This is a genomic window from Paenibacillus sp. FSL H3-0286, from assembly GCF_045040705.1.
In the GTDB taxonomy this organism is placed as follows: Bacteria; Bacillota; Bacilli; order Paenibacillales; family Paenibacillaceae; genus Paenibacillus_AQ; species Paenibacillus_AQ odorifer.
The window spans coordinates 4,239,223-4,263,708 of record NZ_CP150285.1; the positions used below are offsets into that span (position 1 = coordinate 4,239,223).

Consider the following 24,486-nt stretch of genomic DNA (forward strand, 5'->3'; position numbering starts at 1 on the left):
AAGTGGTTACAGGATATATCCCTTTTTATGAATTAACCCTTCGTTGCACCAGACGCAATCCCCTTAACAAAATACTTCTGCAAGGCGATAAACACAATCAGCACAGGCACAACCGACATTGCTGTTCCTGCAAAAATCATATCCCAACGTGAGGAGAATTCTCCGATATAACGGTAAATTTCCACGACCATAGTTTTAGCCTGTCCTGAAGGCAATACCAGCATCGGCATCAGGAAATCATTCCAGATTCCAAGTCCGTTTAAGACCACCATACTGGCTGTGACGGGTCCTAGCAGCGGGAAAACAATTTTCCAAAATATCGCATAACGAGAACATCCGTCGATCTCTGCCGCTTCTTCAATTTCTCTAGGAATGCCTTTGACAAAGCTTGTATACAGCAGGCACCCAAAGCCCACCGCACCGGCTACATAAATTAGAATTGGACCGGCAAGGCTGCCGTATAACCCCAGCATTCTAAGCTCTTTAAACAGAGGAATCATATACGCCTGAAAAGGGATCATCATTCCTGCTAAAAAGTAAACGAACATGAACCGGGTCCATCTGGCATTTCTGCGTTCAATTGCGTAGCCCGCCATCGGAATAATCAAGACCTGTGCCGCAATAGAAAATGCTGTCAAAATCAGACTATTCAGAATAGCCCGTGGAAACTCTGTTTCGGTTAACAGATATTTAAAGCTGTCCAGATAAAGGGTTTTCGGAAAAGCAATGGCATCCTTCATAATCTCTGCATTACTCTTGAAGGCTGACATCAAATTAAAGAAAATAGGAAAGAAAAAGATAATAGCCACTAATAATGTAACAATGAAAAGTGCGATTTGCCCAACTCTTTTGCGTGTCTGCATCGTCATCTTAGAGCTGCACCTCCCGCTTCTGGAGAACCTTCACTTGGAAGACTGTAATGATAAGTATGATTAAGAACAAGACCATCGCCAGCGCAGTACCAAAACCTTGTCTTAATTCACCAAACCCAACCTTATAAATAATATAAGTTAATGTCTCCGTCTCAAAGCCCGGACCACCATCAGTCATGACAGCAATCTGATCAAAAATCTTCAAGGCGCTGATCATCGATAATACCATACATACAGTCATTGACCCCGCAAGCAGCGGAAAGGTAATATGCCGGAACTGTTGCCAGCCCCCTGCTCCATCAATACTGGCCGCCTCATTCAATTCCTGCGGAATACCTTGCAATCCAGCGAGATAAATGATCATATAATACCCCGCGCCTTTCCAAACGGTAGACAAAATAATCGACAACATCGCATATTTTGGATTGCCCAACCAATCCACAATCCAGGTTCCAAGCCCAACAGACTCCAGAATCTGATTAAATACACCAAAGTTGTAATTCAAGATCATCGCCCAGACGAAACCCATTACGATCCCACTAAGCAACGTAGGGAAATAAAATACACTTCTGAATAAATTCCGGAACCAGCGTACCTTATCGACCATCATAGCCATTGCAATTGCTGCAATATTCTCTAGAACAACAAGTGAAATAGTCATGATCATCGTATTTTTCAGTGCGTTATGCACCCTTGGACTATTCCAAATTTCCACAAAGTTAGCGAAGCCGATATACCTTACGTTGTCGCTAATGCCATCCCATGAGGTGAAGCTTAAATAGACACTGCCTACCGTAGGGACGATAACGAACAAGGTGTACAAAATAAATGATGGTAATATGAACAGCAGAGCGTAGGACTGCCATTTTTTCTTTTTCTTTTTGTGCTGCACAGTGCCTATCAATGACTTGTCAGCATTTACTGCGGATGTAGCCATGGCTACTCTCCCTCCCTTAAAGACCGCGCTTGTTAAAAAGAGAACCTCTGCAACAGCAGAGGTTGCTCGATCAGGCGCTGCTCTTACATCTGATTAGCTTTCACTTGGTTGTCATACTCTGTATCCGCATCTTTCATGTACTTCGCTACATCTCCATCTTTTACCACGAGATCCTGCAACAGCTTGTAGTACCAGTTACGGAATTGTGGAGGGATTAGATTGTCTCCCCACCAGTTATTGATCGCCAACGATTTCACTACATTCGGGTCAGCAATAAGATCCAAAGCCACCTGCATTTGTTCACTTGTGTCATAGGTTACTTTCTCTTTTGTTGAAGGAATCGCATTTATCGTTGCTAAATAGTTCGAATACTGTTCTGGGGCGAAGAAGAAACGGATAAAGTCTTTGATGGCTTCTGTTTTGTCTGCATCCTTAGCGGCTTCAGCCGATAAAGACCAGCCTGCAGGTGACGGAAGACCTATGACATTGATTTTCCCTTCACGGTCAGGAAGAGCATAGAAGCCAAATTCAAAGTTCGGGTCTGCTTCAGCGATTTGTGTAAACATCCACGTACCGGAGTACAATTGTGCTGCTTTGCCAGAAACAAGAATCGAAGCGGTCTGATTGTCGCCCGTGCTGAGCCAACCTTTATCGACATAATTCTTGAACAATTCTTTGAAGTCCGTTATGCCTTGAACTACATTAGCATCAGTGAAGCTGACCGTTTTAGCGGTACGTTTGGAGTTCCAATCTGCATCTTTCGAGTAGACCTCATCAATCAGGAATTTGTTAACCCAAAAACCCATATGGAAAATATCTTTTCCGCCTACTACAATCGGAGTAATGCCCGATGTTTTCAATTTTTCTTGGATGGCGATGAATTCGTCATAGGTTTTTGGAAGCTCGGTGATCCCTGCATCCGCATAGGCTTTTTTGCTGTAGATAATCCCTTGGGGAGCGTTCACTTGCAGCGGTGCGTTCCACACCTTACCATCCACTTGTGGAGGGGCTTCGAATAAATCTAGCAGATCGGAAGGCAGCTCTACAATCTTACCCGCATCGGCAAAAACTTCTGTATCCCGCATTTCCACCAGGTCCGGGAATTCACCCACAGCATCCTTGGTTTTCAGCCAGTCAAGATAGGCAGCGGATGAAGTTTCGCTCAAATCTTTAATAGTGACATTTGGATTAGCTGCAGTAAACTTTTTGACCGTATCTGAGATAGCTTTTTTGGTGGCCGGATCTCCGGAGGCGTAACCTATCGTAAAGCTAACCTCTTTTTTGTTCTCTTGCGGTGTATTTGAAGGCGTCTCGGATGCTGGCGTATTAGTTGCCTTACTTCCTGCATTATTATTATTTCCACCGCAAGCAGTCAAAACTGTTGTTGTGGCAAGTAACAATACGGATAGTTTCATCATTGTTTTTTTGTACATATCATAATAGCCTCCCCTTTTAGTGAACCGTGGAAACTGAAGCAAGATGTGCGCATCATCTCTCGAAAGCGTTTCCGTTGCTAATAGAATAGCATTCCTTATAAATAGTTAGAATGAACTTTTTTAAGCGGGATATGCGGTGAATTTAAGAATAAGTAAAAAAAGAACGAAAGACCGCAGTCTTCCGTTCATCGTCTATCCTTTACGCATTCTCCGAATCCGAGATTTTATACGGATCCTCTACAATCGGAAGCAACAATAGAATTGATGTCCCAATATGCTCCCGGCTGCTGATAGATACCCCGTATTCTGCACCGTACACTGTACGAATTCGTTCATGTACATTTTTTAGTCCAACATTTTTGCTAGGCGAACTAGGCTCTTCCAAGGTTTCAGCCAACTGCTGTACCTTTTCCTTGCTCATACCGATTCCATCATCATAGATCGTAACCAACAGCATTTCATCTTTCTTTTCGATCGTCAATCCAACTGTCCCTCTGCCTTGACTGCGCAAGCCATGCTGGATAGCATTTTCAACTAACGGCTGAAGTGACAATTTCAGAATGTACCAGTTCAGATCCACTTCGGGTGAGAGATCGACTACAAGCTCAAACTTATTCTCATACCGCACAGAGATAATATAGAAATAATCCCGTAGATGCTCCAGCTCCTGTCGTATGCTTACCCTATCCTCTCCATAGTCGATTACATATTTCAACTGGTTAGAGAGTGATAAAATCATATCTGCGACCTCATCATTATCTTTATCCACCGCATTCATTCGAATGACTTCCAGGGTGTTGTATAAATAATGCGGACGAATCTGACTCTTCAGAGCATTTAACTCCGTTTGCTTCTGCTTGATCTGGGCAACGTAAGCTTCATCGATATAGGCTTGTAAACGCTCGACCATTCGGTTAAAACCATGGCTAAGTCTACCCATTTCATCATTGCTGTTCACGACCATCTGGGTATCCAAATTACCGGATTCTACGATAGCCATTTGCTTAATTAAGTTCCGAATCGGAGCAGCCAGCCGCCTAGAGAACCAGACACCCATGATGATCATTGCAATCGCACAAATAAACATCGCTATAAACACCGTCGTACGGGCTGAAAAAAGCTGATCGAATAAATTCGCTCGATGAATTCTGGCAGTCACCGTGCCTTTAAGAAAAGGAATCTCTTCACTGAGAACGATCATCTCCTCGTCCTTTTTAGCCCGAAAAGCCTCTCCATTCGCCGACCTTGTCTCATTCGTGAAATATACATTTCCGTCGCCATCCAGCAGAAATAATTCATCCTGTCCCCCCAGATTTAATTCTCTGAAGAACTGATTAAATAACGAAACATCCACATCCATAAACAAGGTCCCTACTATCTTGGGATCTTTGGTGACACGCCCGGAAATATCAATTAAAGTACGGCCGATGGTGAACACACTGCGCTTTGAACCTGTATAATATTCTTCGGAATGGGTAGGGAAAATTGCCACTTGTGAAGGATTTGGAGCCATTTTAGTTAACCAATCTTGATAAGGCAGCAAATCAAAATTGACCCCTCTGTTTTCTTTTTCCTGATAGTAGAGCTTATCGTCTGACTCCCTATGAAAATAAACACTGGTGATGTAGGAATCACTGTAGAGAACTGTTTTTAGAAAGGTTTCAATAGGAATCGTATTGATCTGCTCCAGCTCATTTACATTATAGGTTTGATTCTGCGAATAACTCTCGATAAAACCTTCATATCGTCCCGTATACATCAGCTTAGAGACCTCATTGTACTGATTAAAGGCTGAATTCAGGTTATAGCTCATATATAGCACCATTTGCTGCAAATTGCTTGTTGTGTAACGCTCGACATATCCGGAAAACGTCTGCACAGAAATGTAGCTAAGTGCAAAAAGCGGAATTAGGCCGACTAATAAAAAGGAAGCGGAGAATTTAACAAATATACTTTTGGATCTTCGGCCCCAGATAAACATGAATGAAGGCATCCCCTTTGCTATCCATCTGACTATTGGCTTTTGAAGGATTGCTTATATTCTTGTGGCAGCTTGCCATATTTCTTCTTAAACATATCGCTAAAATGCCGGGCATTGTTGTAGCCTACACTATCGGCAATCTCATAAACCATCATATCGCTTTGCAGCAATAAACGAAGGGCATGATTCATCCTCACCTCAGTGACATAATTCTTAAAGTTCTGTCCGGTATGTTTTTTGAAAAAGCTGCTGAAATAATAGGAATTCATAAACATCATCCCTGCCATAGATTCCAGTGTAATATTTTCTGGATAATGCTCCTCAATATAAGCCTTCACCTGGGATAGCTGTTTCAGTTCCTTACTGCCCATGCGACTGCCAATTTGCCCGGACATTTTGCTCAAAAGCACACGGAAATCTTCCTCCACCTCTTGGAAGGTAGAATAATTAGCCAATCGTTCAAGAATCGGATTTGTGTCCTGAAGTGATGGACCTGCCTCCACACCGAATTGAATAAGCTCCTGTTCAAGCTGCAAGAATGTATTGTATACGGTAGAAACGGCTTGGTTTCTATTCCCGCCTGCCGTCTGCCGGATCGTCTGAAATAATCGCAGGCACTCTTGCTCAATTTGTTCTTTGTGTTGTAATTTCATGGCAATCCCAAGGGCGGACTGGATTTCATGCAGCGGAGCTTGAATCAATGTTTCACTCTCATACCTGCTCTCTTTAACAGGAATCACACGATTAGGCCCTGTAAAATATTTATAATTTAGCGCTTTCAAAGCTTGGCGATAAGATTCATCAGCATCATCCATACCGTCAACAGGATTGCCTACCCCAAGAGTCACCTTTAATTTCAGAAAACTTGTAATTTTGTCATGGAGGTCTAAGGCAATTCTCGCTGGTTCCTCAGCATATTCATGCTGGAGCAGGATACAAAAACGTTCCCCTTTACGGAACATATAGCTATTATCGCTTTGCTCCACGGTTTCTTTAATAATGTTAGACAGTGCAAAATCAATTAGCTTACGTTCGCGTTCTTCCCATCTGGAAGGCTGCCCCGACGACTCGTCCGTCTCTACCAAACAAATACTGACGTAGCGACTTAACGCTATAATTCCCATATCAAGCAAGGTGTCTGCTGTTCCCTTATTGCCGTCCGTCAGCTTGTCGAGCAATTCTTCGATCGTTAATCTGCGGTTTCTCTGTTCATAATGGTTCAGCTTCTCTTTGTTGCGCTCGCCTTCTGTTTCTTGACGAATAAGGGAAACGGCTTTGCTCACAACCTGTTCCAGCTGATTTTTGTTCACGGGCTTCACCAAATAATCCAGCGCACCATATTGCAGTGCTTGACGGGCATACGTAAACTCCTGATAAGCGCTTATAAAAATAACCTTCACCGCTCTGCCAGCTTCATGAATTTCGCGGATGATATCAATCCCTGTATATCCTGGCATGCTTATATCACTAATAATCAGATCAGGATCACAATCCTCGATCTGTTGTTTCAGCTCAATTCCATCACTGGCCTCTCCAACAATGGTGAGTCCAAGCTTCTCCCATGAAATCAGTTTTTTTAGGCCTCGCAAAATCACCGGTTCATCATCTGCGAGCAGTACCCGAATACTCTTCATTATGCAGTCCTCCTACCTTAGAGAAATCATCCCACAGCTGTCCAATCATCTTAATCTTATGATAACAGACAAACAATCTTTGGTGCAGCTTCAAGCGGATGAACTTTCTTAAGAAGAAACCGCAGTTTCTTAAGAATATTATATCTACGCTTGTTACTACTCACCTGTTATTTTTATCTAAAGTTCAATGAAACAAACTATCCTCAACTTTAATATTGTTGAAATAGAATCAAAAAATCAATATAATTTGTTAATGTAAGAGCGCTGGGAGGACAGGCCATGAACAAAGAAGATCAGGTCATGATGGGTTTCAGGGACGTATATAACAAGATGGTTTGGCTTAATAAGGATAAGATGGAAGACAGTCTTAAGGGTTATAAACCTTCTGAAGTACATTGCATCGAATACATTGAAAAAAATGCAGATTCCAACGTCACAAAACTTGCAGAGTCCTTTTATATGACTCGCGGTGCCATAAGTAAATTAACTAAGAAGCTCATCCAAAAGGGCCTCATCGAAAGCTACCAAAAATCGGATAACAAAAAAGAAATCTATTTTAGGCTTACTGAGCAAGGGAAAGTAATTTATAAAATCCATGAGGACCTGCACAAAGAGTTCCAAGAGCGGGATAAAGCCGTATTTGAGCAGGTAACTGAGGAGCAATTTGACAGTATGCTTAGCTTCGTAGAAAAGTATAGTAGGCATTTGGATGCAGAAATAAAGAAACAGGGTATAGATTTTAATCCGAATAAATTCGAATAATGAAAATGAAACTCCATGCAGCCGGGCTCTTATGAGAAAGGCTGCATTTTTATGGTCATGATTTTGTTGACACGGAAACAAAATAGTGGTAAAAATGGTGATGTACCAGATTTGTTTCCAAGGAATCAAAACATCAACTTTTGAGGAGAGAATTTAATGCTCAAATTCAGATCACATAATGAACAGAACACAGAGCAAACCGTAGATAAACACGCTCTAATCTTCGGTTTGATCTCTGTGTTTCTGTGCGGAATAGGCTTCAGTATCATCATGCCCGTTGTCCCATTTTTAGTGCAGCCTTATATAAGCAATCCGGGAGAACAGGCTATAGTTGTCACGCTGCTGACGTCTGTTTATGCAGTCTGCGTATTTTTTGCAGCCCCTGCACTTGGAGCTTTGAGTGACAAATACGGGCGTCGTCCATTACTTTTGGTATGCCTTTTGGGTTCCGCGATTGGATACTTAGTTTTTGGGATAGGAGGAGCGTTATGGGTACTTTTTGTTGGACGTATAATAGAAGGTATAACTGGCGGAAGCATAGGTACTATCTTCGCCTATTTTGCTGACATCATTCCTCCAGAACAGAGAACCAAATACTTTGGCTGGGTGAGTGCGGTTGTAGGAGTAGGCACCGTCATTGGTCCAACGCTAGGCGGTTTACTTGCCAAGTTTGGTTATTCTGTACCTATGTATTTCGGAGCAATAATAACCTTATTAAATGTTGTTTACGGATTCTTTTTTATGCCTGAGAGCCTTGACAAGAACAATAGACTAAAAGAAATTACCTTGGTAAGACTGAATCCATTTACACAGCTTGCAAGCATATTGTCCATAAAAAACTTAAAAAGGCTACTGGTCTCAGCATTCTTACTTTGGATACCCAACGGATCTTTACAGGCTGTTTTTTCACAATTCACAATGGATACTTTCAGCTGGAAGCCTGCACTAATCGGACTGATGTTTTCAATTATGGGCTTCCAAGACATCATTTCACAGGGTTTCATCATGCCTAAGCTTTTGCTGAAATTTAGGGATAAACAGATCGCAATTCTTGGAATGGTTTCAGAGATTATAGGCTACAGTCTTATTGCACTATCTGCTTTGTTCTCATACTATCCGCTTTTTATCGCTGGAATGTTTATATTTGGTTTTGGGGATTCGATCTTTGGGCCTTCATTCAATGGGATGCTTTCCAAGTCTGTCGATTCTAGTGAACAAGGGAGGATTCAAGGCGGTAGCCAATCTATTCAGGCTTTAGCAAGAATGATCGGGCCTGTCATTGGAGGTCAAATATATGTATCACTTGGCCATGCTGCACCCGCTTTTATGGGGATGATCCTGATAGCTGCGGCAATATCCGTTTTGTATAAGGAACGCATGTAAATATGTAATCTTGCAATCTCATGTTACAATACAACCTGAACTTATATTTTTAGAAGGCGGTTGATACTGTTGATTTACATCATCAAATTTGTATACAGCTTTGTGCTTCCTCCCGGCCTGTTTATCGTGCTTCTGCTAGGTTTAGTCATTTGGTTATGGAAAAAAAACCGCCGGCCAGCACTAGTTCTACTCGGGGTTACACTATTAATGTATTTCTCCATGACACCCTTAGTCAGCGATGCGCTGATCGGCAGTCTAGAACGGAAATATCCGCAGCCGGAAACTTTGCAAGGAGATGTCATCGTCGTACTCGGCGGGGGCGCCAGCTCTGGCACACCGGATATAGACGGCGAGGGCAATTTATACGGATCAGCGGCAAATCGCCTGCTTACTGCTGTTCGCCTCCATCGGCAGACAGGTCTGCCAATCTTATTTTCTGGCGGACAAGTATTCTCCGACAGTGGTAATGAAGCGGATATCGCGCAAAGACAACTACTGGGTCTGGGCATACCCGAAGAGGACATCCTGATCGAAAATCAATCCCTCAACACGGAGCAAAACGCTGTAAATACCGCAGCCATCCTGCAACAAACCGGACTTATAAAACCTATACTAGTTACTTCAGGTTTTCATATGTCCCGAGCGATGTTGCACTTTAAGAATGCAGGGCTAACAGCGAAAGCCTATCCTACGGATTATATCGCCAGCGCTGATATTGCACTGCAGCCCGCCAAGTTCAGTCCCTCCCCAGGAGCGATCTCCACAACAGGGTTAGCATTGAAGGAATATTTAGGCCAGCTTGCTGCTCGGCTATTTGATTAGTTCTGTAAATTTCGCATGTACAACCTCAGCGAGTAACTGTGGGGCTACATCCATTTGCTGGCCAATCTTCCCAGCGCTGACAGCCATTGTTTCCAGCCCTTCTGCGCTGCTCTCAATGAACGTGGGGTACAGCTTTTTCATTCCAACAGGTGAACAACCACCGCGGATATACCCTGTCCATTTCTGCAGATCCTTCACTGGCAGCATCTCAATTTTTTTCTCTCCGGCGGCTTTGGCCGCCTTTTTGAGATCCAGCTCTTCGGCAACAGGGATAACAAATACATAAAGATTTGCACCGCTATGAGCGACCAACGTTTTAAAAACCGTCTCTGCCGCCTTTCCAATCTTCTCAGCCACAGCCGTGCCATGGATTAGTCCATCTTCATTGTCATAGGCGAACACTTCATAGCCGATTTTTTTGGCATCCAGCATTCGCATCGCGTTGGTTTTGGTTACTTGCATTGTTGACCTCCCTTTCTATATCCTCTATTCCTTACCTTTATGATCAAAGAGGCCCCAAAGCTATGATAGCTTTCAGGACCTCCTGTTGCTGCCGTGCCCATTAATCTCTGGGATAATTAACCTGCATGATATCCATAAAAGGAACTTTTATGATTTCTTCATGGTTACTGAGGTGTACTTTCCCGGTTCGCGAATCCATTTCCACGATCATACCGCGTACCTCTTCTTCTTTTCCCCATACGGTCAATAAAATCTCAGAACCTTCTTGCTTAGCTTCAACTAACTGATTACCTAACTCCTCAAGCACAAATTCATCTCTTGTGGGCCGCTTGGCCACCTTTGCTTTTGCCACACTAATCCTCCAATAAGCTATTACGGATATTAAGTATATTAAATACTAAGTATGAATGCTCTCATTTATTATACCATGTTTCAGATTAAGGCTCGAACCCCTTCTGGCTCAAGAATAGCTCCTCTTCGGAAAAAACTTGCTGAAGTCCTTCATACACTCTGCGATATGCTGCAGGATCATACCAATCTTCCAGTTGCAGCTCTTCATATAGGGAATAAATCCCTAATCTCCGTGTGCGTTTGCCGCCGCTGCCGTCGCCCATAAAATAGTCATCCACACAGACTCTATCCACCAAAGCCCTTAAGGTTGCTGGAAAAGTTGGACTGCTTGGCAGTACTGGCGCTATAGTAGCTTGAATGGGGATGCCAGCTTCACGTAAAAGCTGTAACGTCTTCAGTCTTGCAGCAATGGGAGGAGCGCTTGATGTGAATTTTTGGCGAATATCTTCTCGGTCTGTTTCTACAGTTATACTTACACGAACCTTATCCTCTAAACGTAATAATAAATCTATATCTCTGCGAACCAGCGGACTACGCGTCTGCACGAATAGGAAATCGGGCGGATCTTGAACCATAACCTCCAGTAAAGATCTCGTCACCTCTTCCTTATGCTCTACCGGTTGATAGGGATCTGTGCTTGACGACATAAAAATAGAGACGGGACCTTTCGCCTTCGCTTTGTGCAGTTCTTTTTGTAAAATTGCAGCCGCTTCTTGTTTAACATCTACCCACGTCCCCCACTCCTCTTTGCGGAACAGCGAGACAGGCATCTGACGTACATAACAATAGGAACAGCCATAAGTGCAGCCCGTATATGGATTTAAGGAATGACTGTAGCCTGACAGATAACCTGTTCCTTTATTCAGCAAGGTTTTTGGGGAGGTGTAATTGGACTCTATTTTCATATATCTGCTGTATACTCTCCTCTCTCCAACTGAAGTAGCTTGGTCTTCATATCCAAACCACCCCGGTATCCTGTTAATGTCCCATTCTTACCAATAACCCGGTGGCAGGGCACCGTAATCAGAATCGGATTCGCGCCAATGGCAGTCCCTACCGCGCGCACCGCAGCTGGTCTTTGAATATGTGTGGCAATATCCGAATAGGACCAGGTTTGTCCATATGGAATTTCACATAACGCCTTCCACACTGCAAGCTGAAATGGAGTTCCCTGATAATCAAAAGGAATGCCGAAGCTCTGCCGGTTCCCTTGCAAATATTCACTAAGCTCCCTCACATAAGGCGCCATCTTCTCATCGTTCTGCACCAGTTCACTCCCCGGAAAACGACGTCTAACCCATTCGCTTAATTCCTCAAAGGGTTGCTGCTGCGAACCCACATAACTTAACCCCTTCTCAGTGGCTGCAATATAAAAACTCCAATCCTTATCGGTTAATAATGTCCAGTATAGAATAGCATTTTTTTTATTCTCCATGATTCGGTCCCTCCAAAATAAAATCAGAAGCCAACGTTACTTTCTGTTTGTTAAGCTGACGAAACTGTGTGGGTGTATACCCCGTTTTTTTCTTATATAAAGTAATAAAATATGATGTATTGGGCAGACCCACACGTAATGCAATCTCAGCAACTGCCTGCTCTGTAGTAAGCAAATACTCAGATGCCTTAGCGATTCTCTTTTGCTGTATATAATCCACGGGAGTGATTCCTGTTACTTTCTTAAAGGTTCGATGTAAATGATAAGGACTGCCATGACATACCTCAGCTAACGTTTCAAGGGTGAGGGGGGCCATATAATTATGATCAATGTACTCCGTCATCACAGCTACCCATTCCTTATCAGGAAGACGCTCACCTGTCGGTTTACATCTTTTGCAAGGACGAAATCCGGCTGCCAGCGCTTGTTCAGCATTCTGAAAAACACACGCATTCTCCCGATTGGGTGCTTTGGATTTGCAGGAGGGTCGACAAAAAATTCCTGTAGTCTTCACCGCATAAAAAAATATGTCGTTATAAGCAACATTGTTTTGCAAAATAGCCTGCCATTGCTCCTCAGTCATTTGTTCCTCATCTTCAATCCTGTTCATCGCCTTCACCTCTAATGCAATTATACCCCTGGGCAGGCTCATCTGTACTCAATTTGGAATGGAAAAGCAAGATAGTGAAATCCAAAAGGGTGAGATTGCTCGTAATTACACTTTGTTTAGCGAATACGCACTACCTTTGTCAACCGTGCAGGGAGCCGCTGCTGGACAACGAATATTACTCATAACATGACTACGTGAACTGGAGGAATCGAAATGGATATTCTAAAAACAAAAGATGCCGCAGAGCTGCTGTCAGTTAGTCTAACCACAATTAAACGTTGGGCTGCCATGTTCCCTGATTTTTTTCCAAAAGACCGATTTGGCCATTATGTTTTCTCGGAGCAGCAAATCGACCTGCTCAATCATATTAAAGACCGTATTAATCACGGAGAGGCCTTGGAATGTATACAACTCACACTCACGAATGAGCAGCAAATTTCCACATCACAACAGGAAAATCCACTACAGCACACAGATGCTGAGCCTATGAAGGATATCTTGTCTCGCATCAACAATGTTGAACGTGCACTCGATCAAAAAGCCGATGAAGTAGTATTGATCCAACTGCTCCAGCAGCGTGAGGAGCTTGAGGACCTACGAATAATGATCAAGCAAATCGCGGCATCCATAGAACCGTTGCAAGTGTCTAACGGCAAACCGCTCACCTCTTATGAAAATTCCCAGTCCACTGCCACTACCAGACTAACGGCTCCGCCAAGAAAACGCGGCCTGTTACGTTCTTTATTTTTCTTTTAAGCCTGAAATGTAAAAAAAGAACCTACTTCAGACAATCGCGAAGTAGATTCATATAAATTAAAAACTTATTTAAGCTCTCCCCCTGTCACCCTAAACGGTGGCGGGGGTTTGCTTTTTCCAAACAAAAAGCTCGATCCTCCGGAACATTCTACTCTTTATGCAATAAAGCTGCTCCTGCAATTCCCGGGTGTGTCATTTCGTATGGGTCCAGAATCAGATTAAGCTCTTCTTCGGTCAGCACATTATATTTAATGCACAATTCCCGTACAGATTCCCCAGTCAAAATCGCCTCTCTAGCGATCCGCGATACCACTTCATACCCCAGATGCGGGTTCACAGCCGTAATGATTCCGACACTCCGCTCCACATCCCGCTCAAGCTTTTCCTTATTGGCTTCAATCCCAGCCAGACAGAAGTCTGTGAAGACTTGGAAGGAATTGTTCATGATGCTGATGGACTGAATAAGATTGAACACAAGCACTGGCTCCATAACATTCAGCTCCAGTTGACCCGCTTGGGAAGCCAGACAGATCGTATGATCGTTCCCTATGACTTGAAAAGCCACCTGATTAATGACCTCTGCCATAACCGGATTAACTTTGCCCGGCATAATTGAAGATCCAGGCTGGCGTGCAGGCAATGAAATCTCATTAAACCCAGTCCGCGGACCGGAGGCCATCAACCGCAGATCATTAGCGATCTTGGACATGTTCATCATGCACACTTTTAGAGCAGCAGACACTTCTGTATAGGCATCCGTATTTTGGGTGGCATCGACGAGATGATCTGCCGTTACGAGCGGCAATTCACTGATCTCAGCTAAGTGCTCTACCACCAATTCAATATAACGAGGATCAGCATTTAATCCTGTACCCACTGCTGTTGCTCCCATATTGACTTCATACAAATGATGGCGTGTATGCTCAATACGTTTGATATCTCTTTCAAGCACTCTGCGATAAGCCTCGAATTCTTGACCCAGACGAATCGGCACTGCATCTTGAAGATGTGTCCGACCCATTTTTATCACAGGATCGAATTCATCCGCTTTTACCGCAAACACATCATGCATTCTGTGCATCGTTACAAGTAGCTGCTCCAGCAGTGAAAGTGTGGCAATATGAATTGCTGTCGGAAACGCATCATTTGTAGACTGCGCCATATTTACATGTGAATTGGGACTTAAGTGACGATAGTCTCCCTTTTCATGGCCAAGCAGTTCTAAGGCACGGTTAGCAATAACCTCATTCGCATTCATATTTAACGAGGTACCCGCACCACCCTGAATAGGATCTACAATAAATTGCTCATGCCACTGACCCTCGATGATTTCTTCTGCTGCTTTCACTACAACTTCTCCAAGCCCTCGATAGAGACGGCCAACTTCCATATTTGCAAGCGCAGCGGCTTTTTTTACAATTCCCATCGCTTTGATTAACTCTTTGTGAACCCGATAGCCCGTAATAGGAAAGTTCTCGACTGCGCGTAGTGTCTGAATCCCATAATAAGCGTTCTTATCTACCTGTTTACTGCCTAGAAAGTCATTTTCTACACGAAATTCAGTTTCAATCACTGTTATATCCCTCGCATTCATTATGATTAGGTTTATTAGAAAATAAGTAAGCGCAATCATTTCTATCTCACTTAGATATTAACCTTTATTGTGACAAATGTCTCTCAGAAAAATAGGGTTTAATGTAATTAATTACTATTTAGTAACCTAACACCGCTATTCTAAAGGGAAATGTGCTTAGGGAGGATTGAATTACCAAATCGTTAGGTCTAGTTTATCCAGATAAATCGTCGTTCACCCCAATTATAAGTATTTTGGACAAAATCACGTTTACGGATACTTAGGTATCTATTGCGGGCTGTGCAATGGGGCATCACATCCTTTCATGTACCTCCTTATTAAAGAAGCCGGCCAAAAAAGGCCGACTCGGATTACTATTTATCACAGCAATTGTGTTTTTTTATACTGAATAATGATCTAATGAGATCTGGATTCCATTAAGCTGAGCTTGCGGTAATTCTGACTCCCTACTAATACTCAGAACTAAGCTTTCACCATCTATGTTGGTATAATTCGCTGCTAATACCTCTCCCACTTCGAAATTCCTTTCTTTATGAGCCATAGCTGCGGCAAAAGCCTCTAAACCAATAATACCACATTCGGCAGCTTTCTTAATGCCCAATGCTTCAACGATTACACCGCCCGGCATCCCTGCGACGGATACCTCTATGAATCTGGACCGTTCCTGCAGCTGATAAGGGTGAGATAAATAAATAATAAAATACGTCTCACCAACCTGCCCGTACAATGTATTAGGCTCTTGTTTCCATTCCCCTTGGGGAAGTACACCGATGATCGTATTCTTCTCACCCTGAGGGATTGGGAATAAAGAAATGATGACATTCTTGTGATAGAGAACCTCCATATAACGGCTTTGATGACGGGGATCTCCCTCATTGTAGCCTTGTCCCGGATGGAAGAAATACAGCTGATTTGCGCTTCCCTCTCCACTCACAGGTAACGAAAAAGCCCAGCGAAGCTGCTCATTATCGAATTCCTCAACCCGCTCCCACATCCCGCCTGCTGCAAACTCCTCTGTAATATAAGCATAGGAATGAAGCAAAGGCTGCGGCTGTGGATCCGTTGGGACAACCTTCTGAGTAATCTTCCCTACTTCCATTGGTATCTGGCGATTCATAGCTGCGGCTAATATTTCATCGGATGCTTGATAGAATAATAAACCGGCATACTCAGTGCGCGGCATCCTCTCAGGCAGCTGGAAATCTCCAAACTGAACATAATCATGAAGTACATTAGCATCGCCGGGAACATCATGCGGCCAGCCTCTAGAATGCGCACCAACCCAAGCGCCACGCAGATAGAATTCAGCTCGTACATTCCATAAATGGTCAAGCATTTCTTTAAGGCTCGTAGTAAGCTCCGTATCCTCAGGCGGGACAAGTTCCAACGCGCAGGTGAATGCCTGCACCCAATGCCAAAACCACGGTAGACTGCCGTATTCCGGCATCCCTTTAGTACGAATATAAGCCAGCGTATCCTTCAGACTCTGCCGACCATCCTCAAGCAATATTTCATCCGCAAACATGGTGCCAAAAATCAGCTTAGCAGCTGTATATTTAGCTTCATGATGCCCAAAAGTAACCACCGGCTTACGGTAGAAATCACTGCGATAAATATGTCCAAACGCTGTATTCAGAACTATGCGAAGTTGAGCATTTAATGCTCCTCCGTATCTTTTGCAAAAATACGCCAGCAGGTTGCCCATAAGCTCCACTGGTAACTCATGCGGTGACGCATCTCGCGGAACCGGATTCAAACCGAGCGGCCAATGACCATATAACTCCGTGCCGGGCTGCCGGTTCTGAAGCATTAAGATCTCCAGCAGTACATCCTGTGCTTTCTGTTTCGCTTGCTCACGATCAAAAGGCAGCTCAAAAGAATCATCAACAGCCGCTGCAAAAAGATACGAAGCATAATAAAAGTTATTTCGCACATCATCATGGAACCAGAGTCCACTTTCCAATAAAGGGCGTTGCTCTGCTTCCAGTGCTATATTAAAAATAATTTCTTGCTGACGTTCCTTATAAGTACTCTGGATATTTTTCAACCCCGGCATTACTTTTCAACCTCCATCATTTCAGTTTTATATCATCTTCCGGCATTCATGAAAATCGAGCATAATAGCTCTATTGTGCACACTTTCCGTTCATTTTGCAATTGGAAAAACCAATAAATAAACATAAATAAACGAAATAAAAAAGATTAGTACTTGTAAAATGAACATAAATGGACTAAAGTGTACCTATACGAACGATAATATGTACACAAAGGAGATTGAACATTCAATGGAAAGACGTTTCGCATCCCATCCTAATGAAGTAAAACAATTTGACACTGAGCGCCTCCGTAAGGAATTCCACATTCCCGTTATTTTTGCTCCTGATGAGCTAAAGCTTGTCCTAACCCATGAAGATCGTATGATCGTTGGTGGAGCTAATCCTGTAAAAGAAGAGGTTGCGCTAACTACTGACCTTAAAGAACTTGGGGTTACTTATTTCTTGGAACGCCGTGAACTGGGCATCATCAATGTCGGTGGTAAAGGCTCCGTGGTTGTAGATGGCACAGAATATGAAGTTGATTTCAAAGAATGTCTTTATGTAGGTCAAGGCTCTAAAGATGTAGTCTTCAAAAGTGCAGACGCTTCCAAGCCTGCTAAATTCTATTTGAATTCTGCTCCTGCCCATCAGTCCTACCCTACTACCAAAACCACACTGGCCGATTCTGAATCCGGTGCGATGGGTGGTCTGGAGAACTCTAACGAGCGGACAATCCACCGCTTCATTCACACAAATGGTGTGCAAAGTGCCCAACTGGTTATGGGTATGACCCAACTGAAACCAGGCAGCATGTGGAACACCATGCCAGCACATACCCATCCACGCCGGATGGAAGCCTATTTCTATTTTGATCTTCCGGACGATTCCGTTGTGTTCCACCTGATGGGAGAACCTGACGAAACCCGCCATATCGTAATGCATAACGAACAAGCCGTTATTTCTCCAAGCTGGTCCATCCACAGTGGTGTCGGCACTCATAACTATACTTTTATCTGGAGTATGGCTGGCGATAATAAAAGATATGATGATATGGACCCCGTATCCATGAAAGAATTACAATAGAGATAAATCAACTACGGAAAGATGAGGCAGGCGGATGAACCCGATACGACGACACGAGATGATTATGGAAGTTATGCTGAACCAAAAAGATGTAACGGTGAATGAACTGAGCGATAAGCTTCAGGTTACTGGAAAAACAATACGCGAGGATTTAAGCAGGCTGGAGGAACAAGGGCTGATCGTACGTGTACATGGCGGAGCTGTGCTGGCACAAAGCGACCAGTTTGGTATTTTGCCCTCCAAGGATCCGCTGGATAAATACTCTGACGAGAAGACGGAGATTGCCTTGCGTGCGCTTGCTCATATTGAACCGGACGATATTATCGCTCTTGACGGCGGTAGCACTACGCTTGAAATTGCTCGGCGTCTGGACAATATGCCACTAACGGTAGTCACCAATGATGTATACATCATCAGCGAACTGGTTCCCAAAGATAACATCCGTCTGGTCGTTCCCGGTGGTTATCGTGTCCGTAATATGTTGGCTGGTCCTGAAGCCGTCTCCTATGTACAAAAGCTTAATATTCAAAAAGCATTCCTTTCATCGACTGCTATTCATATAGAGCATGGGCTCTCCATTTATACCGGAGATTTAATTGAGTTCAAGCAAGCCCTTGTATCTACAGCCCGTAAGGTATTCGCGGTTGTAGATCATCATAAATTCGGCCATACTGCACTGCGTACCTTTGCTTCCCTACAAGAAGTTGACGTGATTCTGACGGACAAAGGGCTCTCCCCCGAAACGGCAGATCAGTTCCGCAGTGCAGGCGTTACCATTGAATGCGGGTAAACCCGGAATAACAATCCATTTACAATAAAGGGGCGTAATTTATATGTCATCATTATTCAGCTTGGCAGGTAAAACAGCTATTGTAACAGGCGCAGCTCAAGGTCTTGGACAAGGAATCGCGCTTGCATTTGCAGAAGCCGGTGCAGACGTTGCATCTGTCTCCCTTAATTCGAGTGAAGAAACTGTAAATGCAGCAAAAGCTTTTGGAGTAAAAGCAGTTAGTATCGAATCTGACTTAAGTGATCACAGCAAGCTGCAAAGCACTTTTGACCAAGCGCTAGAGCTGACCGGACATGTTGACATTCTCGTAAACTGCGCAGGAATGATCCGCCGTGCACCGGCAAAAGATCATAGTGAAAAAGACTGGTTTGATGTCATCAATTTGAACCTGAACACAGTTTTCCTTCTGTCGCAAATCGCAGGCCGCCACTTCCTGGAAAGAGGATCCGGCAAAATCATTAACATCGCCTCCATGCTCTCCTATCAAGGCGGAATCAATGTCCCTGGTTACACTGCGAGTAAACACGGGGTTGCGGGTCTTACTAAAGCTTTTGCCAATGAATGGGCAGGCTCCGGTCTGAACATCAATGCAATTGCACCAGGCTATATGGCTACTGAAAATACCGCTCCAATCCGTGCCGACCAAAGTCGTTCGGACTCTATCTTAGACCGTATCCCTGCAGCACGTTGGGGAACGCCTGATGACGTTAAAGGCCCTGCTGTATTCTTGGCTTCCGCAGCATCTGACTACTTGAACGGTCACGTTCTTAATGTGGATGGCGGATGGATGGCTAGATAATCCAAAAAAATGGGTGTCCCATAGGGGCACCCATTTTTTGTGTGGATATGAAGCACTATCGGACTCAACTGAACAATCTGCACACGCAGTAGCTAAAGGACTCAGCTGACCTTATACACCGTTTTATCCGCTATTTGGATAGCTATCGGACCTCATAGCCGCTATTGGTGCAAAAAACACCAATTATAAGCTCTTTCATGAGCAATAGCGACGCTGGAGTCCGAAAACCTGCTCAAAAGACGATAAATTCGCAAATAGGGGCATCTGGGTCCGAAAATCTCAGTATCAGTGGTTGTGGATCGTTCTACATCATTTAAATAAGCTTGCAATGGAATTCACATCAAAATCACTAGTCATTCTAAAGTTTCCCGAACTGTATTTGTCCTTCTTATCAAGATCTGTCACATACAGGAAGTTAGTATCCGTAAGATTCATGCCAAACCTCAAGCTGTTATTTACAATAATACTTATCCAGTAGGTCTCCGTAGATTTGTCCAAAGCACTACTTCTTCTCAATTTTACATCTGAAAAAGCATAAATGATCTTTTCAATTTCCTTCGGATCTTCAATCACTACCTTTTCATCCACTAAAGATTTCTCAATCTCGATTGAGGTGATTTCAGTTTCATCGATTTGATCCAACACTAAATTCTCAAATGAATTATAACTATGGTAGAGATTAATGATTACAGGGATTTCGATTAATAAAAAAATGAGTACGAGAAATACATAACGTTTCTTCATATTCATAATTATGAACACCCTATTTCTACAAACTCCTCTGGATGAGTGCGAATATAATCGCCGATAATTCTATGCGTATTTGGTGTCAGGTTCTTATATCGTTCGAATAACCCACTAATTACTTCTAACAGTTCAGGGTCTCGATCCAAATCCGTGATGGCCGCATCCGCCCACTCTTTACCCAGTCGATGATTTCTTTCCTCGAGAAATGTCTTTGTTTCCTGAAGCAAAAGAATCATGGGTGAATCGTCAAAAAATCGTATGCCTCCTATCACCCCTGTCCAATACCCTGGCAGGTCTTGCATGTAGGAAATCCAAGCATAATATTCCCCTTCGGAATTACAGCTGTGACCATATAGCACTCTGAACATGCATAAGGCTTGTTGCCCCTCTGTGAGCTTCGAGATCACTTCTGATTTGGTCGATGGCGATTTTCCGCGAATCAGCTGAAAGGTAGGCTCCATACAGGCCCATCCTAACCTTTCATCACTTAAAGTGTCCAAGTCTTCCCGCTTCATGGCTACTAAATTCATTTAACTCCTCCTTTGATTAACATCCAAAAATATACATATATTTCTTAACGATGTCAATAAAAATCACTTGGGGACATTAAGCAATTCGATCGTTTTTATGATAGGCTTTAAGCAGTAGATATTTTCACAAAGGAGCTTTTCTATGCATAATGAGATACTTACTATATTTGATGAAGCGGGTCACCGAATCGGTACAGCTCCACGGGCAGAAGTACATCGGTTAGGACATTGGCACGAGACCTTCCACTGCTGGTTTATAAGCAAAACCCAAGAAATCCCCTATATTTATTTACAGCTTCGTAGTGAGCAGAAACAAGATTATGCAGGATTGCTGGACATCACGGCCGCTGGACATTTGCTGACACACGAAACGGTAGAGGACGGGATTCGCGAGGTTCAAGAAGAACTCGGTTTGGAGCTAGCTTTTGATGAACTGATTCCCTTAGGTACGATTCCTTACAGTATGATCAAAGAAAATCTTATCGATAAAGAACGAGCGCATGTTTTTGTTTATAACAATCCTTATCCTCTGGACGATTTTAAGCTGCAAGAAGAAGAGGTCGCAGGAATAGTTATCACAAAGTTTGCCGACTTCCGAAGCTTTTGGCTGGGAGAAATACATAGTCTACAAATCAATGGTTTCAAAGTGGATTCAAACGGACAAAAAATCAACATTCAACAAAGTGTGGATCGGACTCATTTTGTGCCTCATGAAGCAGCTTATTTCACTCGGATCATTGAGGGCATCGAAGCAATAATTCTAACATCACCCATCGTCACGGAGGACATATGATCATTAATCCTCAAACATTTACAGTGAATGGAATCCAATACAGCATTAGATCTGCGGCCTCTCATGATGCTAAAGTGTTATCTGAATTAAGGGTGCGGATCGATGGAGAAACCGAGAATTTAGATCGGGAACCAGGCGAAGCCTTTATTGACGAAAAAGGGTTTGAACAGCTTATTCAAGCCGATTCTGAGAAAAATAATAACCTTTTTCTAGTCGCAGTAGTTGATAATCAAATCGTTGCGTTCTCCAGATGCGAAGGTTATCCCTTAAAAAGATTTGCTCATAAAGTAGAATTTGGAGTATGTGTGCTGCAGGATTATTGGGGATATGGTATTGGAAAAAATCTTCTCGCCGAATCGATTGCCTGGGCTGACACTAATGGTATTCAAAAGATCACCCTAAATGTGCTGGAAACGAACACCAACGCTATTAAGCTATATCAAAAGCTTGGCTTTGAAATTGAAGGGATTTTAAAGAAAGATAAACTTCTATCGGACGGCAAATTGTATAACACCATTATGATGGGAAGAGTTAAGAACTGATTCTATTCAAAAAAAAGGCAGAACCTGAAACTCAGGTCCTGCCTTTTTATTATACTAATGCTTTACGCTTCAACATCGCAAGTCCATTCACCGCTAGATTCAATAGGGCCGGAGCTGAAAGACCTGTTTCCAAGTCTGTGTATTCCGCTCCATCCAGCTCTACCGTTTGCGGACTGCCGCTGAAATTTTGCACAAAAACATAATCACTTTCGCCATCTGTGCGAAGTTGTGCAGTCACACCTGCTGGAAGCTCACTATCCATCGCACGGGTAATTCCTGCCTTAGATGTGATCGCTGCGTATAGCTCAACATAGAACGAAGTGTCTTTCACACGGGTAGCAAGATGGTACGCATTTCCTTCACCAAAACGATTGACTGTAAGCGCTGGACGGCCCGCATAGAAATCGTTGCGATAATGCCCCAAAGCCTCTGCACCTTCCAAATGAATCAGCTCGGCTATCTCATGCGCATCGTAGTCACCGCTTAGCTTAAGTTTATTACCTACCTCCATTACTAACCCGTTCAGATCACGGCTGTGCAGCCCTTCTGTCTCCTCTGCCCAAATCCCCAGTGTTCTGCGCAGTGGACCAGGGAATCCTCCCAGATGACATAAATCCGTTTCGTTAACTACTCCTGACCAATAGGTTGCGAGGAAAGTGCCGCCTTGCTCCACATATTTCTCAATGCGCTTTCCATTCTCTTCACTAATCAGATATAACATAGGGGCAACAACCAGCTTGTAGGCAGACAGATCATCTCCAGAGCCTATAATATCAACTGGAATGCCCAGCTCCCAAAGTGCACGATAATGCTGTAGCACCGTCTCCTCATAACGTAATCCGGAATTACGGATGCCTTGCGCATCCTTTATCGCCCAGCGGTTGTCCCAATCGAAAATAATCGCCGTCTGCGCCGGAGTGGACGTACCCACTACTTCCGTCATTCCCGCCAGCGTCTTTCCTACTTCCGCTACATCTTGGAATACTCGAGTCTCGGAGTGGCCACTGTGGTCTACAACTGCACCGTGGAACTTCTCACTTGATCCGCGGCTTTTGCGCCATTGGAAATACTGCACAGAATCCGAACCATGCGCTACCGCTTGCAAGGAAGACAGCTTGTGCATTCCGGGACGTTTCAGCTTACTGACCGATTGCCAGTTCGTAAGGGATGGCGTGCTTTCCATCAGCAGGAACGGTTTCTTTTTAAAAGAGCGCATTAAGTCGTAGTGCATCGCCGTCCATGCTGCCAATCTAGTATCGTCACCGTCTTCGGTATAATGCCAGTCTGGATAAGCGTCCCATGAGACCACATCCAGGATTTTGGCCAGCTCGCGGTAATCAATGCCATCGATCATATGCATATTCGTCGTGATTGGCAGCTCTGGATTATAAGGACGAACGGTATTGATCTCGTGCTGGCAGAAATCAATCGTCCGTTCACTAACAAAACGCCGCCAGTCAAGATTCAAGCCGTGTACTTGTGTCTCACCATGTGGAGCTGGGGATTCAATCTGTGACCATGAAGTGTAGGTATGGCTCCAAAAAGTAGCCCACCAAGCATGATTCACCTCATCCAAACTGTTATTATATTTCACTTTCAGCCATTCTCTAAAAGCATCCTGGCAGAGCTCGCAGTGACACTCCCCACCGAACTCATTCGAAATATGCCAACCGATAATGGCTGGATGCTGGCTGTACCGTTCCGCTAACTTTGCATTCAGAATTGCAGTTTTCTCACGGTACACTGGTGAGGTAAAGCAATGGTTGTGACGGAAGCCATGCAAATTGTGAACACGGTTACGCTCCACTCTTAAGACTTCTGGATATTTTTGCGACATCCATGCTGGGCGGGCACCACTTGGCGTTGCCAAGATAGCGTAAATCCCATTCTCTGCAAAAGAATCAAGTACACCATCCAACCATTCGAAAGTGAACACACCCTCTTCAGGTTCAAGAGATACCCACGAAAAAATGCCTACGGACATGACATTGCAGCCCGCCAGCTTCATTAATCGGATATCCTCACGCAATACTTCCGGATATTTCAGCCATTGTTCAGGATTATAATCAGCACCGTGCAGCATGACACCAGCTTTACTGCTTATCGGGGAATGTTTTTTATTCATTGTGTA

23 protein-coding genes and 1 pseudogene are annotated in these 24,486 nt (G+C 43.7%); 9 read left to right on the forward strand and 15 right to left on the reverse strand.

Going from position 1 to position 24,486, the window contains the following annotated elements; all coding sequences use genetic code 11:
- Nucleotides 1–32: 32 nt before the first annotated feature.
- The 5 genes from MHB37_RS19005 to MHB37_RS19025 all read right to left on the reverse strand — a co-directional run bounded on the left by MHB37_RS19005 (nucleotide 33) and on the right by MHB37_RS19025 (nucleotide 6,860).
- Nucleotides 33–869 carry a carbohydrate ABC transporter permease gene (locus MHB37_RS19005; RefSeq protein WP_175619013.1) on the reverse strand — a complete coding sequence of 279 codons (837 nt, stop codon included), beginning with the start codon at nucleotides 867–869 and terminating at the stop codon, nucleotides 33–35.
- A 1-nt stretch (nucleotide 870) separates the two neighbouring features.
- Complete coding sequence (locus MHB37_RS19010) at nucleotides 871–1,809, reverse strand: carbohydrate ABC transporter permease (protein WP_076129834.1); 939 nt, start codon at nucleotides 1,807–1,809, stop codon at nucleotides 871–873.
- 83 nt (nucleotides 1,810–1,892) lie between these two features.
- Nucleotides 1,893–3,242 carry an ABC transporter substrate-binding protein gene (locus MHB37_RS19015; RefSeq protein WP_076129833.1) on the reverse strand — a complete coding sequence of 450 codons (1,350 nt, stop codon included), beginning with the start codon at nucleotides 3,240–3,242 and terminating at the stop codon, nucleotides 1,893–1,895.
- Between the two features lie 202 nt (nucleotides 3,243–3,444).
- The gene (locus tag MHB37_RS19020) at nucleotides 3,445–5,226 is read right to left on the reverse strand and encodes a sensor histidine kinase (protein WP_076304450.1); all 1,782 of its coding nucleotides are present in this window, start codon (nucleotides 5,224–5,226) and stop codon (nucleotides 3,445–3,447) included.
- A gap of 32 nt (nucleotides 5,227–5,258) precedes the next feature.
- A complete protein-coding gene (locus MHB37_RS19025) occupies nucleotides 5,259–6,860 on the reverse strand; it encodes a response regulator (RefSeq protein WP_340033244.1) in 1,602 nt (533 codons plus the stop codon).
- Nucleotides 6,861–7,139: 279 nt separating this feature from the next.
- Between MHB37_RS19025 and MHB37_RS19030 the strand changes: the two genes are divergently transcribed.
- From MHB37_RS19030 to MHB37_RS19040, 3 genes and pseudogenes are all read left to right on the forward strand, one after another.
- On the forward strand, nucleotides 7,140–7,622 hold the full coding sequence (locus MHB37_RS19030; protein ID WP_076182515.1) for a MarR family transcriptional regulator: 483 nt from the start codon (nucleotides 7,140–7,142) through the stop codon (nucleotides 7,620–7,622).
- A gap of 156 nt (nucleotides 7,623–7,778) precedes the next feature.
- Nucleotides 7,779–9,013 (forward strand): annotated as a pseudogene (locus tag MHB37_RS19035) (MFS transporter).
- Nucleotides 9,014–9,074: 61 nt separating this feature from the next.
- On the forward strand, nucleotides 9,075–9,827 hold the full coding sequence (locus MHB37_RS19040; RefSeq protein WP_405168372.1) for a YdcF family protein: 753 nt from the start codon (nucleotides 9,075–9,077) through the stop codon (nucleotides 9,825–9,827).
- Here MHB37_RS19040 and ybaK read toward each other — a convergent pair.
- The 5 genes from ybaK to MHB37_RS19065 all read right to left on the reverse strand — a co-directional run bounded on the left by ybaK (nucleotide 9,816) and on the right by MHB37_RS19065 (nucleotide 12,685).
- Nucleotides 9,816–10,289 carry a Cys-tRNA(Pro) deacylase gene (ybaK, locus tag MHB37_RS19045; RefSeq protein WP_076129827.1) on the reverse strand — a complete coding sequence of 158 codons (474 nt, stop codon included), beginning with the start codon at nucleotides 10,287–10,289 and terminating at the stop codon, nucleotides 9,816–9,818. The two genes, MHB37_RS19040 and ybaK, sit on opposite strands and share 12 nt — an antisense overlap.
- 100 nt (nucleotides 10,290–10,389) lie before the next feature.
- Complete coding sequence (locus tag MHB37_RS19050) at nucleotides 10,390–10,641, reverse strand: YolD-like family protein (RefSeq protein WP_036688306.1); 252 nt, start codon at nucleotides 10,639–10,641, stop codon at nucleotides 10,390–10,392.
- Nucleotides 10,642–10,726: 85 nt separating this feature from the next.
- Nucleotides 10,727–11,545 (reverse strand): radical SAM protein, encoded by an 819-nt coding sequence (locus MHB37_RS19055; protein ID WP_076129826.1) that lies wholly within the window; start codon nucleotides 11,543–11,545, stop codon nucleotides 10,727–10,729.
- A complete protein-coding gene (locus MHB37_RS19060) occupies nucleotides 11,542–12,075 on the reverse strand; it encodes a methylated-DNA--[protein]-cysteine S-methyltransferase (protein WP_076129825.1) in 534 nt (177 codons plus the stop codon). Before MHB37_RS19060 ends, MHB37_RS19055 begins: the two co-directional genes overlap by 4 nt.
- Nucleotides 12,065–12,685: a bifunctional transcriptional activator/DNA repair enzyme AdaA gene (locus MHB37_RS19065; protein ID WP_076281633.1), complete on the reverse strand. Its 621-nt coding sequence runs from the start codon at nucleotides 12,683–12,685 to the stop codon at nucleotides 12,065–12,067. The genes MHB37_RS19060 and MHB37_RS19065 overlap by 11 nt, the downstream gene beginning before the upstream one ends.
- 213 nt (nucleotides 12,686–12,898) lie before the next feature.
- Here MHB37_RS19065 and MHB37_RS19070 point away from each other — a divergent pair, with 213 nt between their 5' ends.
- A complete protein-coding gene (locus MHB37_RS19070) occupies nucleotides 12,899–13,441 on the forward strand; it encodes a MerR family transcriptional regulator (protein WP_076182537.1) in 543 nt (180 codons plus the stop codon).
- A 148-nt stretch (nucleotides 13,442–13,589) separates the two neighbouring features.
- On the opposite strand, the gene aspA is transcribed toward MHB37_RS19070, so the two are convergent.
- On the reverse strand, nucleotides 13,590–15,014 hold the full coding sequence (gene aspA, locus MHB37_RS19075) for an aspartate ammonia-lyase (protein WP_036689072.1): 1,425 nt from the start codon (nucleotides 15,012–15,014) through the stop codon (nucleotides 13,590–13,592).
- 400 nt (nucleotides 15,015–15,414) lie between these two features.
- On the reverse strand, nucleotides 15,415–17,091 hold the full coding sequence (locus tag MHB37_RS19080; RefSeq protein ID WP_405168373.1) for a hypothetical protein: 1,677 nt from the start codon (nucleotides 17,089–17,091) through the stop codon (nucleotides 15,415–15,417).
- A 229-nt stretch (nucleotides 17,092–17,320) separates the two neighbouring features.
- On the opposite strand from MHB37_RS19080, the gene kduI reads away from it, so the two are divergent.
- From kduI to kduD, 3 genes are read left to right on the forward strand one after another with little or no spacing between them, the layout of a single operon-like run.
- The gene (gene kduI / locus MHB37_RS19085; protein WP_036688322.1) at nucleotides 17,321–18,154 is read left to right on the forward strand and encodes a 5-dehydro-4-deoxy-D-glucuronate isomerase; all 834 of its coding nucleotides are present in this window, start codon (nucleotides 17,321–17,323) and stop codon (nucleotides 18,152–18,154) included.
- Nucleotides 18,155–18,188: 34 nt separating this feature from the next.
- Entirely contained in the window at nucleotides 18,189–18,944 is a 756-nt protein-coding gene (locus MHB37_RS19090; RefSeq protein ID WP_076129821.1) for a DeoR/GlpR family DNA-binding transcription regulator, read from the forward strand.
- A 43-nt stretch (nucleotides 18,945–18,987) separates the two neighbouring features.
- Nucleotides 18,988–19,743, forward strand: a complete 756-nt coding sequence (kduD, locus tag MHB37_RS19095) for a 2-dehydro-3-deoxy-D-gluconate 5-dehydrogenase KduD (RefSeq protein WP_036688326.1) — start codon at nucleotides 18,988–18,990, stop codon at nucleotides 19,741–19,743.
- A gap of 309 nt (nucleotides 19,744–20,052) precedes the next feature.
- On the opposite strand, the gene MHB37_RS19100 is transcribed toward kduD, so the two are convergent.
- Together MHB37_RS19100 and MHB37_RS19105 are read right to left on the reverse strand one after the other, a co-directional pair.
- Nucleotides 20,053–20,493 carry a hypothetical protein gene (locus MHB37_RS19100; protein WP_036688330.1) on the reverse strand — a complete coding sequence of 147 codons (441 nt, stop codon included), beginning with the start codon at nucleotides 20,491–20,493 and terminating at the stop codon, nucleotides 20,053–20,055.
- A 2-nt stretch (nucleotides 20,494–20,495) separates the two neighbouring features.
- Nucleotides 20,496–21,020 (reverse strand): hypothetical protein, encoded by a 525-nt coding sequence (locus MHB37_RS19105; RefSeq protein ID WP_076281630.1) that lies wholly within the window; start codon nucleotides 21,018–21,020, stop codon nucleotides 20,496–20,498.
- Between the two features lie 142 nt (nucleotides 21,021–21,162).
- Here MHB37_RS19105 and MHB37_RS19110 point away from each other — a divergent pair, with 142 nt between their 5' ends.
- Together MHB37_RS19110 and MHB37_RS19115 are read left to right on the forward strand one after the other, a co-directional pair.
- Nucleotides 21,163–21,813: an NUDIX domain-containing protein gene (locus tag MHB37_RS19110; RefSeq protein ID WP_076301600.1), complete on the forward strand. Its 651-nt coding sequence runs from the start codon at nucleotides 21,163–21,165 to the stop codon at nucleotides 21,811–21,813.
- Nucleotides 21,810–22,355, forward strand: coding sequence for a GNAT family N-acetyltransferase (locus MHB37_RS19115; protein ID WP_076129818.1), 546 nt, complete (start codon nucleotides 21,810–21,812; stop codon nucleotides 22,353–22,355). The genes MHB37_RS19110 and MHB37_RS19115 overlap by 4 nt, the downstream gene beginning before the upstream one ends.
- 49 nt (nucleotides 22,356–22,404) lie before the next feature.
- Here MHB37_RS19115 and MHB37_RS19120 read toward each other — a convergent pair whose 3' ends face one another.
- On the reverse strand, nucleotides 22,405–24,480 hold the full coding sequence (locus MHB37_RS19120; protein ID WP_076277801.1) for a beta-galactosidase: 2,076 nt from the start codon (nucleotides 24,478–24,480) through the stop codon (nucleotides 22,405–22,407).
- Between the last annotated feature and the right edge of the window lie 6 nt (nucleotides 24,481–24,486).

Excerpts from the sequence above, each read along its gene's own strand:
- ybaK (WP_076129827.1), bottom strand. The coding sequence starts at position 10,289 with ATGCAAGTAACCAAAACCAACGCGATGCGAATGCTGGATGCCAAAAAA.
- MHB37_RS19080 (WP_405168373.1), bottom strand. The coding sequence starts at position 17,091 with ATGCCGGGGTTGAAAAATATCCAGAGTACTTATAAGGAACGTCAGCAA.
- MHB37_RS19055 (WP_076129826.1), bottom strand. The coding sequence starts at position 11,545 with ATGAAAATAGAGTCCAATTACACCTCCCCAAAAACCTTGCTGAATAAA.
- MHB37_RS19020 (WP_076304450.1), bottom strand. The coding sequence starts at position 5,226 with ATGTTTATCTGGGGCCGAAGATCCAAAAGTATATTTGTTAAATTCTCC.
- MHB37_RS19100 (WP_036688330.1), bottom strand. The coding sequence starts at position 20,493 with ATGAATATGAAGAAACGTTATGTATTTCTCGTACTCATTTTTTTATTA.
- kduD (WP_036688326.1), top strand. The coding sequence starts at position 18,988 with ATGTCATCATTATTCAGCTTGGCAGGTAAAACAGCTATTGTAACAGGC.
- MHB37_RS19015 (WP_076129833.1), bottom strand. The coding sequence starts at position 3,242 with ATGTACAAAAAAACAATGATGAAACTATCCGTATTGTTACTTGCCACA.
- MHB37_RS19065 (WP_076281633.1), bottom strand. The coding sequence starts at position 12,685 with ATGAACAGGATTGAAGATGAGGAACAAATGACTGAGGAGCAATGGCAG.
- MHB37_RS19110 (WP_076301600.1), top strand. The coding sequence starts at position 21,163 with ATGCATAATGAGATACTTACTATATTTGATGAAGCGGGTCACCGAATC.
- MHB37_RS19005 (WP_175619013.1), bottom strand. The coding sequence starts at position 869 with ATGACGATGCAGACACGCAAAAGAGTTGGGCAAATCGCACTTTTCATT.
- MHB37_RS19105 (WP_076281630.1), bottom strand. The coding sequence starts at position 21,020 with ATGAATTTAGTAGCCATGAAGCGGGAAGACTTGGACACTTTAAGTGAT.
- MHB37_RS19070 (WP_076182537.1), top strand. The coding sequence starts at position 12,899 with ATGGATATTCTAAAAACAAAAGATGCCGCAGAGCTGCTGTCAGTTAGT.
- MHB37_RS19115 (WP_076129818.1), top strand. The coding sequence starts at position 21,810 with ATGATCATTAATCCTCAAACATTTACAGTGAATGGAATCCAATACAGC.
- MHB37_RS19030 (WP_076182515.1), top strand. The coding sequence starts at position 7,140 with ATGAACAAAGAAGATCAGGTCATGATGGGTTTCAGGGACGTATATAAC.
- MHB37_RS19120 (WP_076277801.1), bottom strand. The coding sequence starts at position 24,480 with ATGAATAAAAAACATTCCCCGATAAGCAGTAAAGCTGGTGTCATGCTG.
- MHB37_RS19060 (WP_076129825.1), bottom strand. The coding sequence starts at position 12,075 with ATGGAGAATAAAAAAAATGCTATTCTATACTGGACATTATTAACCGAT.
- MHB37_RS19025 (WP_340033244.1), bottom strand. The coding sequence starts at position 6,860 with ATGAAGAGTATTCGGGTACTGCTCGCAGATGATGAACCGGTGATTTTG.
- MHB37_RS19010 (WP_076129834.1), bottom strand. The coding sequence starts at position 1,809 with ATGGCTACATCCGCAGTAAATGCTGACAAGTCATTGATAGGCACTGTG.
- kduI (WP_036688322.1), top strand. The coding sequence starts at position 17,321 with ATGGAAAGACGTTTCGCATCCCATCCTAATGAAGTAAAACAATTTGAC.
- MHB37_RS19090 (WP_076129821.1), top strand. The coding sequence starts at position 18,189 with ATGAACCCGATACGACGACACGAGATGATTATGGAAGTTATGCTGAAC.